This is a genomic window from Streptomyces sp. NPDC037126 (genome assembly GCF_055605965.1).
Window position 1 is genome coordinate 1 of record NZ_JBVJTD010000036.1, and the last position, 13,487, is coordinate 13,487.

Annotated in this window: 14 protein-coding genes; 2 read left to right on the top strand and 12 right to left on the bottom strand. The window is 68.6% G+C overall.

Features of this window, described 5'->3' with window-relative positions; translation table 11 throughout:
* Positions 1-449 precede the first annotated feature (449 nt).
* Positions 450-881 (top strand): hypothetical protein, encoded by a 432-nt coding sequence (locus tag ACZ7FF_RS40725; RefSeq protein ID WP_470819272.1) that lies wholly within the window; start codon positions 450-452, stop codon positions 879-881.
* A gap of 164 nt (positions 882-1,045) precedes the next feature.
* Positions 1,046-1,486 carry a hypothetical protein gene (locus ACZ7FF_RS40730; protein WP_470819274.1) on the top strand — a complete coding sequence of 147 codons (441 nt, stop codon included), beginning with the start codon at positions 1,046-1,048 and terminating at the stop codon, positions 1,484-1,486.
* Between the two features lie 30 nt (positions 1,487-1,516).
* Here ACZ7FF_RS40730 and ACZ7FF_RS40735 read toward each other — a convergent pair whose 3' ends face one another.
* The 12 genes from ACZ7FF_RS40735 to ACZ7FF_RS40790 all read right to left on the bottom strand — a co-directional run bounded on the left by ACZ7FF_RS40735 (position 1,517) and on the right by ACZ7FF_RS40790 (position 12,951).
* Positions 1,517-4,972 (bottom strand): LysM peptidoglycan-binding domain-containing protein, encoded by a 3,456-nt coding sequence (locus tag ACZ7FF_RS40735; RefSeq protein ID WP_470819276.1) that lies wholly within the window; start codon positions 4,970-4,972, stop codon positions 1,517-1,519.
* The gene (locus tag ACZ7FF_RS40740) at positions 4,972-5,427 is read right to left on the bottom strand and encodes a TadE/TadG family type IV pilus assembly protein (protein WP_470819278.1); all 456 of its coding nucleotides are present in this window, start codon (positions 5,425-5,427) and stop codon (positions 4,972-4,974) included. Before ACZ7FF_RS40740 ends, ACZ7FF_RS40735 begins: the two co-directional genes overlap by 1 nt.
* Positions 5,427-5,870: a TadE/TadG family type IV pilus assembly protein gene (locus ACZ7FF_RS40745; RefSeq protein ID WP_470819369.1), complete on the bottom strand. Its 444-nt coding sequence runs from the start codon at positions 5,868-5,870 to the stop codon at positions 5,427-5,429. Before ACZ7FF_RS40745 ends, ACZ7FF_RS40740 begins: the two co-directional genes overlap by 1 nt.
* A gap of 14 nt (positions 5,871-5,884) precedes the next feature.
* Positions 5,885-6,310, bottom strand: a complete 426-nt coding sequence (locus ACZ7FF_RS40750) for a TadE/TadG family type IV pilus assembly protein (RefSeq protein WP_470819280.1) — start codon at positions 6,308-6,310, stop codon at positions 5,885-5,887.
* Positions 6,310-6,471 carry a hypothetical protein gene (locus ACZ7FF_RS40755; RefSeq protein ID WP_470819373.1) on the bottom strand — a complete coding sequence of 54 codons (162 nt, stop codon included), beginning with the start codon at positions 6,469-6,471 and terminating at the stop codon, positions 6,310-6,312. The genes ACZ7FF_RS40750 and ACZ7FF_RS40755 overlap by 1 nt, the downstream gene beginning before the upstream one ends.
* A 201-nt stretch (positions 6,472-6,672) precedes the next feature.
* Positions 6,673-7,557 (bottom strand): type II secretion system F family protein, encoded by an 885-nt coding sequence (locus ACZ7FF_RS40760; protein WP_470819282.1) that lies wholly within the window; start codon positions 7,555-7,557, stop codon positions 6,673-6,675.
* Complete coding sequence (locus ACZ7FF_RS40765; RefSeq protein ID WP_470819284.1) at positions 7,554-8,507, bottom strand: type II secretion system F family protein; 954 nt, start codon at positions 8,505-8,507, stop codon at positions 7,554-7,556. Before ACZ7FF_RS40765 ends, ACZ7FF_RS40760 begins: the two co-directional genes overlap by 4 nt.
* Entirely contained in the window at positions 8,504-9,988 is a 1,485-nt protein-coding gene (locus ACZ7FF_RS40770; RefSeq protein ID WP_470819286.1) for a CpaF family protein, read from the bottom strand. The genes ACZ7FF_RS40765 and ACZ7FF_RS40770 overlap by 4 nt, the downstream gene beginning before the upstream one ends.
* Positions 9,978-10,805, bottom strand: a complete 828-nt coding sequence (locus tag ACZ7FF_RS40775) for a hypothetical protein (protein ID WP_470819288.1) — start codon at positions 10,803-10,805, stop codon at positions 9,978-9,980. Before ACZ7FF_RS40775 ends, ACZ7FF_RS40770 begins: the two co-directional genes overlap by 11 nt.
* The gene (locus ACZ7FF_RS40780) at positions 10,805-11,512 is read right to left on the bottom strand and encodes an SAF domain-containing protein (RefSeq protein WP_470819289.1); all 708 of its coding nucleotides are present in this window, start codon (positions 11,510-11,512) and stop codon (positions 10,805-10,807) included. Before ACZ7FF_RS40780 ends, ACZ7FF_RS40775 begins: the two co-directional genes overlap by 1 nt.
* A 24-nt stretch (positions 11,513-11,536) precedes the next feature.
* Positions 11,537-12,412: an ATP/GTP-binding protein gene (locus tag ACZ7FF_RS40785; RefSeq protein ID WP_470819291.1), complete on the bottom strand. Its 876-nt coding sequence runs from the start codon at positions 12,410-12,412 to the stop codon at positions 11,537-11,539.
* Positions 12,413-12,426: 14 nt separating this feature from the next.
* Complete coding sequence (locus ACZ7FF_RS40790; RefSeq protein WP_470819293.1) at positions 12,427-12,951, bottom strand: hypothetical protein; 525 nt, start codon at positions 12,949-12,951, stop codon at positions 12,427-12,429.
* Positions 12,952-13,487: the final 536 nt, after the last annotated feature.

Genomic DNA, 13,487 nt, shown 5'->3' on the forward strand with positions numbered 1-13,487 from the left:
GTCCGGCAACGAGCCGAGGCTCCCGCAGCAGTAGCTAGTTCATGCCTGGCCAGCGAAAACGTCACACGAGGTTCGGAAAGAGAACGACCTCTTAGAACGGGACCGAACCCCAAGCCCCGTACGACGGATGGGGTGACTACTTACACAACGCCTGGCTCGCATACGCGCAGGAACACGGGGCCTACCCCGATGCCGCCGCCCTCGCGACGTACGTCTACGAGCGGGACCAGATCACCGGCGGCAACGGCCAGCCCATCACCGGCGCAGATCTGGAGGGCTTCGTCTCGACCTTCGGGCAGCGGGAGTTCGACGAGACCGAGCCGCCCATCGGCGAGGAAGCCGCCGAGCCCGCCGTGCAGGCGCCCTCTGGCGAGTCGAGCGAGGACCAACCTGAAGGGGCACTGGCCGGCAGGGGCGCACAGCCTGCCAAGGAGCAGCGCGGTCCCAGGGTGAGCGCCGCCATTGATGCCCCGCCGGGCGAGGGCGGCGCGACCGGGGTGCCTCCCGCGCCGACCACCGTCGACCGCTACTACCTCGCCTGGATCGAGTACCAGACCGAGCACGGCGAGGAACCCAGAGCCGAGCAGCTCTCCGCCTACCTTGCAACGAAGAAGGGCATGACCGGCCGCGGAGGAAAGCCAGTCAGCCCGTCCACCCTGCGCCGCTACCTCTTGCCGTTCCGTGTCTACAACGTCTGGGCGGAACACCGGGTGGGCAACGAAACCCCGTCGCTCGACGCGATTGCGCAGGAGTGCGCATCCCACGGGCTCACCGCGCAGCACAACAAGCCCCTCACCACCGACTACAGTGCCGAGCAGGCCGTCGACTTCGAGCGGCGCTGGCAGGCACTGACCCGCCACCATGCGCAGCCACAGCAGTGACGAGCCGCGCCCCGCTCGTCCTTGCGCACCAGTGATCCAGCCAGTGTCACGGCTGCGCAATCGAGAAACCGCAGGTCAACCCAACATTGAGCAGACCGCATGCCTATTGCGCGGCCAGTGCGCACAGCGGTCTCCAGCCTAGTCGCCGAGACAGGAGGAATCCCATGCGTGCCCTGCGCATCGCCCCCGACACCACCGTCACGGAAATCGACCTGCCCGAGCCCGATGCGCACTCCGCGGTCAGGCATCACATCGGAACGACCGGATCAGTTGATCAAGGGCTGTACCACCGGCGAGCCCTCCTGCACATCCATGGCGACGGGCACCGGATGGGCCTCGAGCAGAACATCACCGCATGGGCCCTGGCGAGCACCTGGCGAGGCATCGCTATGTACCCGATCCACGGGCCGGTCATCGTCACCGGACGCGCCCACGACGGGGCAGTGGCCGCTCTGGACGACGACCTGGCCCAGCACGCGCACTCGGTTGCGCAGACCGTTCGCGAAACACTGGGGGAGTGGCGCGCCCGGCCGCCCGCGTCCAACGAGGCGGCCCTGAGCGAACTGCTTGTCTACGCAGCTCGGGACGTCGTCCCCGGCCAGTAGCGCGGACTGCGCGGCCCTGTGCAGCCCCAATCACAGAGCCTTGCGCACCGCCGCGTTCGTGCCGTTGAGGAGCTCGTTGACGAGGTGCGTGGTCTCGATCTCCAGCGCGCACTCCAAATCCCGGTTGACCTGTTGTACGCGTGTGATGGCGGTGTGCAGCCCGGAGCGGTTCCCGCGCGCAGCCTCAAGGCGCATCCAGTCCCGATAGAGGAGCTCTGCCGTGGGGTCGACGTCGAGACCGGTCGCGACGGCCTGGCGGGCGACGCTGAGGTCGTGGTGGGGGCCTGCGGGGATGCGGTAGGTGGCCACGGTGTGTGCGACGTCGATGATCCGAGTGATCATTTCCTGCTGGTAAGGCTCGGCCCACGGCAGCGGCCGACCCCCGAACGGCTTGCCCCGCACCAAGCTCAGCGCCTTCTCCAAGTCGGTCAGGCCGGACGGGCCCAGCGGCAGCGAGCGTTCGACGAGCTGGAGGAAACGGGTCCAGTCACAGCGCACGCCGGGAGCGAGCCGGTACGGGTCCTCGCCCGCCTTGCGGCGCGGAACGTAGAGGTTGCCGGACGAGTCACCGCCCAGTGAGCTGCGCAGGCCCTGCATCCGCGCGTTGAGGGTGCTCGTCGACCACGGACTGACGGGATCCATGTCGGCACACAGCACGTCCGCGCTCCGCCCAGGCCTGAAGTACAGCAGGGCGGCGAGCTGCGCCATCCTCGGGCCGTGGCCGGTGTTGTCCACGCCCGTCACCTCAACCGGCCCCAGGACCCGGATCTCCGGAGCGTGCAGGTCGTGCGCCTCGCTCTCTTCCGTCTCCGACACTGTGGGCGCCTCGGCGGCCGTCGCCGGCTCGTTGGCCTCTGCCGTGTCGGTGGAGTCTGCCTCGGCCTGGGGCGCAGGGGCCAAAGACACGGCTGCTTCGGTGCCCGGGCCGGCTTCGTCGTCGAGTCCGGCCGACGATGGGCTGGGGGAGAGGAGACGGAGTCCGGAAGGATCGGTGCTGGCGGCGAGCAGGGCCGGGAAGACCTCCCCGCTCACCTCCGTTGCTGCGGGCGGCGACGGGATCGAGGCGGCGGCGGGCGCGATGGACTCCTCCGGCGTTGCCTGCGCGGGTTGCTGCATGCCTTCTAGCTCGTCCGGAACGTCCTGCCAGGGCCCCTCTGCGGGGTGGGAGGGTTGCCCGGATACTTTCAATGCGGTGGTGATCTGCAGGTAGGCGGCGTGCTCCAGGCGCTGCACGGTGATGTCGGTGCCGGCGTAGTCGAGGTGCTGCGGTTCGCTGAGGGAGGCGTTGATGATCTCTGCCTCGGGGAATTGCCCGACCGCCGTACTCGCCGGGGCGATCAGCGTGACGGGCACCGCCCCCGCCTTGTCGATGACGTCGGCGAACTGCCACGCCGTGTCCTCATCCAAGGAGGACGCGCACAGCAGCAGATAGGGCTGGTGCTGGGTTTCGGGGATCTGGTGTGCTTCCAGCAGGCGTTCGCTCAGATCGCGCAGCGCGTGCGTGGCTTGCCGCATGTGGGCGATCCGTGCGGTGGGCAGCAGCTGTGGCAGGTCCTCGCCGAACCCGATGGTGACGATTTCGACGTTGGACGCCCAGGGGCTCATGCCGAGTTCGAGGGCGAGTGAGGTGCACACCTCGGTGATGTGGACCGGGTTGCCGTCCAGCAGCAGCGCGGGTAGCTGCGCGAGGTTGAGCAGGAGCAGGTCGCCCGTCTCGGTGCTGCCGATCGTGACCAGCCCCGGGTATGGGGCCGGTACATCGCGGGCGGTCTCGTCGTCCAGGAGGGCGGCGTCGGCGGGCAGAATCCACCAGCCGCCCTGCCCGGAAGTGAAGGGCGCCATCGGGTCCTGGGCGAGGTCCTCGGGCAGTACCCCCAGCGCACGGGTCCCGATCCGGGCGGCCCGCAGCGGCGGCAGGATCGCGTCGTCCTCTTGCTGGGCCGCATGGTGGGCCAGTGTCCGCAGCGCCACGTCCAGGCGGGCAGCGCCGCTGGGCTCGGCGACCGCCGCCAACTGAGCCTCGGCACCCGAGGTTTCTGATGCGATGGCGATCTTCTCGCCTGGCTTGCGGCGGCGGCGCTGCAGTGTCCTGCGCAGGGCCAGGGCGCCGGTGATGGCGGCCGCCAGCAGTGCGCCGGCGCCGAGCACGATGCGCAGGTTCAGCGGGCTGCTGCTGACCGGGGCCGTCGCCGGGGTCACGGGACTGGGAGTGGCGGGGGAGGGGGCGGTGGAGTCGGACGCTTCCGGCTCCGACGGAGAGGTGGCAGAGCGCGAGGCGCTGTGGCTGGGCTCGGGCTTCGCGGACGCTGTTGCGGACGCAGAGGACTGATCCTGCTCGGGCTGCTCGGCAGGGCGACTGGGCGCCGACGACTCTGGTGCCGGCCCTGTGGTCTGGCTGGGGGCCGGCGTTCGTTCATCGCCCGTGCCGTCGCCCGGCTTCTGCTTGCCGTCGGGATTCTGGGTGGCCGGGGGCGTGGCCTCCTGGCCGCCCGACTCCCTGCCTTCGTCGCGGCCTTGGGCCGGTTGGTCGGACCGGGCTTCGGGAATCGTGATCTGTTGCCCCGCGTAGATGACGTCGGGGTCGGTGATCTCGGGCAGGCCGTGCGGTTGTGGCTTGTCCCGGCTAGCCTCGAACAACTGCGGCCAGTCGTCGCCGTGGCCGAGTTCCTGCTCTGCAATTTTCGACAGGTAGTCGCCCGAGTGGACCGTGACGACATGCCCGCCCTTTTCCTCGGCAGCGGGTGTGCTGTCACCCAGTTGCGTACGGACGCCTCCCGCAGCCGCCGCGGTCTCGGGCATCTGCAGCTGCCAGCCGGGCTGCAGAAAGCTGTTCGCGCGGAAGACGGTTCCGTCGACCATGGTGTGGCCCTCGTTCAGGTTGGCGATCTCCCGCCACCGCTCGCCGTCCCCCAACTCCCGCTCGGCGATCCCCCACAGGCTCTCCGCGGGCCGCGTCTCACGGACCGTGTACGTCGTGCCGGTCGCTGCTGTGTTCGCTGCGGGCGTCCTGCCCTGCTCGGTCGCGGCGGCCTGCGGGGCCTGGGTCTGCCCGGGCACACGAGCCGCGGTGGTGGCGGGGGCGGCCTGGGCGTCAGAGGCCAGAGCCGAACCCGTCGGAAGCAACACGATGATGCTGCCGATCAGCAGAGCCGCGGCGCGCTGCGAGGCGCCCATGCCGCGCGGGGCATGCCATGTCCGGCCCCGCGCCTGCGCGATGAGTTCGCGCACGGCGCAGAACGTGAACTGCGCCCACCCGATCCAGCCCACCGTGACGAGCAGCAGCAGGAAGACGCCGCCGGTGTCCTGCCGGTCCAGCAGGTGCACTACGTCGTCGTGGGTGGCAGCCCAGATGACCGGGGTGGCCCACGCCAGCAGCAGCGGCAGCCCGGCGACCGCAACTGCCAGGACCAGCAGACTCAAGCCGGCCTTGAGAACCCGCACCAGGGTGCGGCCGGTTGTTGCGGCGGGGGAGGGGGTGGTGCGCATCAGTTTCCTTCGGGAGCCGTGACGCCATGCAGGAGGGTCGCTTTGCCATGGCCGGTTACGGACAGAGAGCCGATCCCCACCACCGACAAGAACTTCGTGTCGTAGGAGCCAGTGACCGTGACGGTGAGCGTCTTGCCGTCGCCGGACACGCTGACCGTGCCGGTGGCACCGGCCGAGCGCAAGTAGGCCTGGGCCGCGGCGGACGCGGCCTGCGGATCCACCACGATCGCCTTCCCGTTGATCGCATCGGTGGGATCGATGGCTTGCCCACCTGCCCGCGCAGCCTCGCCGGCGATGTAGTCCGCGCGTTCCGTGGCACGCATCTTGCTGCCGCCGTCGACGGCGACGCCGATGATCCCGATCAGCGCGATCACGCACACGGCGACGAACACGGTGACGCCTCCCGCATCGTCCAGCCGCCGCGCTCGGCGCAGGCAGATCTGTCGGAAGATCATCAGTCACCACGCTGCCTGTACTGGTCCACCACCGAGGTCGCCCTCGAAGTGAGCGTCTTGGATCCTGGCAGGCCCGGAAGCAGAAGGTCGGACAGATTGACCGTGCAGGTCACGGTCACGGTGACCGTACCGACCTGCCCCACCGGCACGCTGAGACCACCGGTGTTGATGCTGACGGATGTCGACGCGCACTTGATGCCCTGGTCGCTGAGTGACTCGGCAGCCGCCGACTGCGCGGCACTCTGCGCGGCGGCCGCTGTGCGGTGGATGGATGCTTCTCTCGCCGCGTCCTCCGCCGCGGAGTCGATCTTCGCGCCGGAGGTGACGATCCGGCCGCCGGCGATCGCCAGACACAGAAACATGATCAATGCTGGAAGGACGATCGCCGCCTCGATCGCAGCGCTGCCCTCATCGCTGCGTAGGTCGCGTGCCCAACGGGCCATGGATCGCACGTGATTCACTCCCCCGGGACGGTCCAGCGTTCCACGGGTCCGGACGCCGACTGCGTGACCTGCAGACCCGGCACACCCGGGATCATCGACAGGGCCGTGCCGGACACCTGGACGCGCACGCGCTGCCCGTCGCTGCTGGCGGAGACGCTGTAGCCGCTCAGGCTGTCACCCGCGGTGCGCCCCAGCACGTTGCGCGCCTGGGCCGCACCGTCGGCCGGGCTCGACTGGTAGGCGCGGGCGGCGCTGACGCCCTCGCGGGCAGCGGTCAGAGCTATCTGCCGGGCGTAGTACCACATGGAGGCCTGGATGACGGCGACCGTGGCGAGCAGCACGAACGGGAAGATGATCGCCATCTGGATGGAGGTGTCCCCGCGGTCGTCGCGCCATCTTCGCCCCTGCCACCAGGCCGTCAGCCGCTCGGGAGGCTTCATCACAGTCCGCTGAGCTTGCCGTTGTACTTGGCGATCACGACGGCGATGGTCCCGGCGATCAGTACGGCCCCGGTGACGGCGGCCACCCAGATGATGACGGTGGTGGTGGAGATGTCGCCACGGTCCGGGCGACGGGCAGCCTCCTCAAGGCTTTCCTGCACGCGCTTGGTCAGCCGGAGGACCGCTCCATTCGCACGCGCCCAGGCACGCGCGCTCCGGCGGCCACGCCCCGGTCCACCCGATGCGGTGTCCGGGCCGGTGTGCGGGTGCTTGGTCGCCCGGAGCACAGCACGGCGGGTGCGGGCTGGGGTGTGCTTCATGTTCCTTACCTCTCTGGAGCGTTGAACGAGTCGTGGTGGTCTTTAGACGGTCAGCATGCGGATCACTGCCGGGAAGGCCATCAGCAGCATCACCAGGACGGCCAGGAGGGCTCCCGGCGCGGTCATCTTCTCGCTGGCCGTGTTCGCCTCGGATGCCTGATCGGCCAGCAGTTCGGCATTGAGCGCCGCGGTGCGGGCCCGCAGCGCCTTGTAGACGGCGGCGCCGTCGGTAGCTGAACCGCGCATGATGTCGGCGACACCGTCCAGGACGGGCAGGTCGTACTCGTGGGCGAGTTCCGAGAGCGCTTGATACGGCGGGATCTTCTCCAGCCGGGCCCGTCGCAGCGCGCCCTGCAGATACAGGAAGGGCCAGCCCTCGCCGACCTCGGCGGCCTTCTCCAGCGCCTCAGCGGGCCCGGCATCGGCGGCCCGCTTGAGCGCGACCAGGTCCAGGTAGGCGGACAGAGCGTGCGCGAACTCCTCCCGCGCGCGCTTGGCCTGGTCCCGCACGGCGAGATCCGGGGTGATGAACAGCAGGGCCGCGACGAGGAGTCCGACGCCGGCGGGCACGTAGAACGGCAGGCCTACGCCCGCGATGATCCACGGAATCGTCGCGATCACCGGGCAGAGCAGACCCAGCGCGGCGAGCGCGGTCTTCTTGAGCATGAACTGGCCTGGCCCCTGTCCGAGCAGGGCCAGGTTTGTGGTGGGCACCCGGATGCCCGGAAGCCGCTCGAGGCGGGCCAGCAGCCATCGGCCCCATATCTCCTCGCGGTCCAGCTCCGGCTCGGGCATCGTCAAGGGCGCCGGGGCGCTGCGCCTGAGGGCTGGCCCCAACGCGGGCTGGGGCGGCAGGAGTTCGCGGATCAGCAAGGCGACGCCGGCGCCGACCGTGCCGCCGGTCAGAACAACGGGGACCAGGTTCACGACGCGGCTCCTTCCGGTTCTCGCGGGGTGATCGGCAGGTCCGCCTCTGGGGCAGGAGCAGGCAGACGGACGGTGCTGGTCGGGTCGGTGATCAGGAAGCGCGGGATGCGGCGGAAATTACCCAGCTGCCGCATCAGGGCGAGCACGCCGATGAACCCGGCGGTCAGGAAGGCCAGCACGAGCTGTCCGAGGAGGGAGGAGTACGGCTTCGTATACGACGGCACGAAGAACCCGGCCACCACGACGCCCACGGTGATGATGGTCATCCACCGCACGGTGGTGCGCGGCTTCGCCCGGTCCGCCTCGATGGCGCGCTTCTTGGCGACCTCCTCGCGGACGGTGCCCGAAAGGTCTTCCAGTGCCTGAGCCAGGCCCGGGCCGCGGTCGTTGACCGAGAGGATGAGCGCGGCGACCACCTTGTCCGCGGTGACATCGTCCAGTTCCTCGGCGAACGCGCGGAGCGCTCCGTCCGGCCGCCACCCCAGGCGCAGACGGTCGGACAGGTTGATGATCTGCGGGGCGAGTTCCTCCGGTGCCCCCTGACGGCTGGTGATCATCGCCTGTTCCAGGCCCATGCCCAGTCTCAGCAGGCCGGCCAGCCGCTGCGTCCACTCGCTGAGCGCCTCCAGCTGACCGATGCGCGCCTGCGCCATCTGAGCCGGGCTGATCAGCCAGGGCACGCCGATGACGGCCGCGCCGAGCAGCGCACCCCCGACGAAGTTCCCCGAGACCAGCCACACCGCTCCGAAGACCACGACGGACGCGACCATGAGGGTCCGCCGCCGCAGCCGGGCGTCCTCGCCCTGGTTCTTCCCACCGCGCAAGGCCGCCTGCCAGCGCTTGAGCAGCGGTGCGCGACGCGGCGCCGTGGTGCCCACGAAGCCCGCCACGACACCAATTGCCCCGCCGACCACGGCCATGCCGCTGAGCAAGGCGAACAGCAGCGTCATCGGCTCACCCCCACCTTCAGCGGCAGCGGCGCCGTCCAGGCGCCGTACGACTCCTGCAGCAGCCCTGAGTGGAAGCCGACGCGGCGCAAGTCATCGATGCAACCCGGATCCATCCTCGGAACCGCCCGCAGCTCCCCCCACTCACGGCCGGGAGAGAAGACCTCATTGGTGGCGGGCCGGCCGTTCTCGCCGATCCCGGTCAGCTCCAGCACGTGGGAGACGTAGCGGTGCCGGCGGCCGCCGATCTGCGTCTCGTCCGTCATGTCGACGTACACGACGAAGTCCAGACCGTTGGCGATCTGCCGGTAGGCGAGCTGCTCGGACAGGTTCTCCTGCGCGAGCGCATACAGCTCGGCGATCCGGTCGAAGATGATGTCCGGGCGCCGGGCGTGGATCGTGCACAGGTTGCCGCCGGACCCGTTGGTCAACGCCTGCATCATGGCAACGACTTCGGGACCGCGGACTTCACCGACCACGATCCGCTCCAGCGACATCCGCAGCGCTGGATGCATCAGGTCCAGCAGGGTGATTTCGCCAGCGCCGCGCCCGGTGACGTCCTTCTCCCCATTGGACTCCCGCCCGACGAGGGAGACGACCTGCCTGTGGTAGCCGTTGGCGTGAGCGAACAGCTCGTCCTCGGTCTGAATGGTCGCGAACCGACACTCCGGGTCGAACTCCTTGAGCATCGCCCGCAGCAGTGTCGTCTTCCCGGCCTTCTGCTTCCCCGCGATCATGATGTTCTTCTCTGCGCGCACGGCGGCGCCGAAGAACTCGCGCAGGATCGGGTCGATGGTCCCCAGTCGCACCAAGTCGTCGAGATTCGCATGGGAGACCCGGTGACGGCGGATGACCGCATACGTCATCGGCCCAAGTCCTGTGATGGCCTGGAGACGGGAGCCATCCTGCAGGGACAGGGCGAGGGTGGGGTTCGCAGTGGAGATGGTGCGCTCACTGTGCCCGGAGCCCCGAGCCAACTCCCGCAGCAGCTCCAGCAGCTCCTCCTCCGAGTCAGCTATTGGCCCCACCCGGCGGCGTTCCCCGTCGCCGTAGTCCAGCCACACCTCCTGCGGGCCCTGGATGATGATGTCCTCGACACGCTCATCGTCCAGGTACGGCTGAAGCCGACCGGCCCTGAAGAGCAAGTCGTACACCGCGCGCCGCAGCGCCTCGTCCTCCTGCGGCGTCATCGCCTGCGCGTCCGACCACAGAGCGACCGCCTCAGCGATCCAGTTCAAGCAGCGCTGCTCTTCACTGGCCCGGTCCATATCGGGCTTGGTCTTGAGCAGTTCCTCACGCTGCCTGGCGACCTGGGACGCAATCTCCCGGGCCACCCGGTAGTCGACGGTGACCTGAGGAACCACCGCGCCGAGCACCTGCGTACTCGAGGCAGCACTGGCAGCCGCTGGTGCGCCGGTGGTCGGTTGCCACTCCCGAGGCAGCGGAGCCACCGTAGGGTCGGGGTGCAGGGGCCTAGCCTGCATGGGTCACCTCCCCGCCTGCTGTGCGCAGGCCGCGTGGATCGAGGCGGGCCCGGCGCACGGCGACCCGTTGGAGAAGCAGCGTGCTGCACGTGCGGGCAGCCTTCATCAGAGGTGACTTGGGGAAGGTGCGTGGCTGTTCGGCGCCGTCGGACAGCACGCGGGCATCCTTCGGCGCGTACGGCAGCGTGGCGATCACCGGTACCTGCAGCACCCGCTGCACCTCGCCCGCAGGATACGGTCCCTCGTTGACCATCAACACGCTGACGTCACCCACACGATCGTTGAGAGCGCGGACCCGGCTCTCAGCAGCTTGCAAGCAGCGCAGGGTATTGCGGACGACTACGAAGGCGGCGTCGGCCTGCTCGGCCAGGACTCCGGAAGGGCCATAGGCCCCTCGCCGACCGAGGTCGATGAGGACGTCGTGGCCGCTCTCAGCTTCGATGCCGCAGAACATCTGCGCGAGGATCTTCCACACCTGGCCGAGGCTCGCCGACTGCGAAGGGTCGGTGATGCCAGGCAGCAGCAGCCGATCGCGCGGCGAGTCCTGCCTGCCATCCTCACTACTCAGGTCGATCAGCTGCCGCCAGAAGGCCTCACTGAACTCCCCCTTTCGGGCAGCGACAGAGAGGTTGCGCAGCCCGTACCGGTCGCCGAGCGTGCCCTGCAGCAGACCGTGCAGCACGGCTCCGCCGTCCGGGTCGCACTCGGCCAGGATCATCCGCCGGCCCGCCTCCAGCGGCCACGACAGCAGCAGAGCCAGGGCACTCGTGGTCACGCCGGGTGAGCCACTGCAGCCCGCGAGCGCGATAACAGCCATCAGCCACCGTCCGGAGCAGCGAGGACCAGGCGTAAGGTGCCGGCTGCCTCCCAAGCGGCGGCCGTGGGGCCGTCCGTGGCGGAGGTGGCCACGTCGACGACCACGATGCCCGTGCCGGGGGCTGCATCGGATGCCTTCACCACTCGCCCGTCGATAGTCTCGGGTGCGGCACCGGACGATTTGCCGGCGTTGTCGACGGCGCCTTGGGCGGGCACGTGGACCAGTTCCACCTTCTGGCCCGGCACTAGCGTGGTGGCCGGTACCTGCTCGGGCTTGAGCCCGATTGGCACCAGTTGCTCGCCAGCCTTCACCAAGGAATCCTTGGTGACCTGCGAAGGAGCTAGCAAGGATCCCGGCTTGAGCTCCACAGCGGCGCGCTTGCCGACCACCGAGTTGAGGTCGGTGCTGCGCACAGCCTTAACGGCCGGGTCCAGGGCGACCGATGCCTTGCCGAGGTCGCTCTCGGTAAGAACCTGGCCGACTTGGACGTCGCGGACGACAGTGATCACGTCGGTGCGGTGGCCGACCTGGACCAGCAGGACGGCAACGCCAGCCCCTCCCGCGGCGATTAACGCCAACGACAGGGCGATGACGCCCGGGCGTCGCCGACGGGCCGACACCCGTGGGGGAACCACCGGGCCAGCTATGCGCCCCTGCTGGGGAATCTCGGCCGCACTGCTGGCATTACGTGCTTGGGTCTTACTCAACGTTCTGTCCTTCCGGCAGTCCTGCTACCTGACGACCTGCACCTCGCCGACTGCCATCTGCACTTGAGATTGGCGAGTCTCGTTGAACTGCCCGGTCTCACCGCCGCCGTTGACCTGCCAGTTGACAGTCCAAGTCGCGGTGGCCGACACCGTGTACTTTCCGCTCCTCTGATCGGCGGACGTGCGGCTGTAGGTGTGTCCGCAGGTCGGTGAGTCCTGCTTGCCGTAGGAGTCGGCGTAAGGAGTGCCAGGACCGTTGCAGATCACGTCCGATCCGTCGCCTGTCTGCCAGTCGATCTGCGTCACTTTCGCGGTCGCCGTCACCGTGACCCCAGCCAGCGACGCTGAGGCGGTGTTCGGACCGTACGTGGTGGGCGACGGGCGGACCCACAGCCACATCGACATACCGACGATGTACCGTCCTGCGGCCCGCGGGCTGGTGATTTGGGGTCCGGTCAGGAGCATCCGGTCGACTGCCTGCCGGGCCAACTGCTCAGGATTGACGTTCACTTTCGGGGCCTGCGCCGCCCAGAAGACCTGCGGTGTGAAGGGCATTCCCAGGTTCGCGCTGCCTGCGGCACCCGCAGCGGCGTCACCCACACAGACACGGGTATAGATTGCGCCGTCGCCGGGTTTGTGCCCTTTCCATACCGGGTCGCTAGGGGGCGGCTGAGGGTCGAGGCGCTCCACCGCACAGAGCTGTGGGCTGACCTTCGCCTTGCTGCCCGTCTGCTTGCCGGCACCTCCATTCTTTCCCGCACCGCCAGGAGTCCCCGGCTGCTGCACACACACCGTCACCCAGCTGCTGGCCCCCTTGCAGCCACCTCCGATGACCGGACCGTCATCGGCCGCCGCCGGTGCCACCGCCCCGCCCAGGAGGACAGCACCCAGGGACAGCATTACTAACGACCTTGTCAGCATGTGTGTTTCCCGTCGGGACTCAGCGCCGTGAACATCCACTGCTTCCCCCACTTCTCCGCCGTGGCCGTGGTGATGTAACGCAGCGGCTGGTTCGACGGAAACGGTTGCACCTTGCCCGTGCTCTTCTTGATCGTCTTCCATTTCGAGATGTCCAGGCAATCCTGCAGGGTCGCCTTGGGGACCGGACCCGTGAGTGTCAGTGACGTGACTTCAGCTCGATGGGTCGGGGTACCGGTTGTGGCCGTGCCAGCCTGCTTCATCACGAGCAGGTCGCCAATGGTCCTGCCGAGCGCATCTTTAGTGGCGTACTTCTTGAGGTCAGTGCCCTTGATGTCCGTCTGGGCGTACGCCTTGACCTGCTCGGCCCAGAAGGCGCCATAGGCCTTGAGGACCGCCGCCTTCTCTGCTGCTTCCGGATCTGTTGAGGAGCTTGACGCCGACGGCGGCGCAGGAGCCGAGGGGGGTGTCGAGGGCTTGTGGTCGCCGTGGGAGGAACTACAAGCGGTCAGGACGAGCACGCTCAGCGATACGTACGCTGCTGCGAGATTTCGCAAGCGAATAGCGGAATGAGTGGTCCTGTGTGCACGGCGGTTCAAGTTGCCTCCCCGAACGAACGCGCTGCGTGACGCCCACATCCGAGGCTCTGCGCTGGTGTGGGCGCTGTCCGCGGCCCGGTCAAGCTGCGGTTATGCGTTTGCGTGACTGCAAGATTACGCATATGCCTGTCAACTTCCCAGCTATATAGTCGAGTTCTCCTGTACAACTCGGGACGTATACGGTCACTTTCGGAACTGGATGTCGATTTGTAGTTCTGTGTCTTCGCTCGTCGCACCCGCGTACCGTCAAGGAGGTGCCGATCGTCGAACGAACCTTGCCTGCCCGCTGTGTGGGAGAACGAGATCTCGACTCGCCAGTTCTGCCGGCGGTTGGCCTCGGTTGCGTCGGAGGCCAGTGGATGCCGCCCGCCGACCCCGTGCGTGTCGAAAGCGACACCATGGCGCGCAGATCCTGGGCCAGCACCCTCTGGACGGCGACGGCGCGCTGCTGTCGCCGT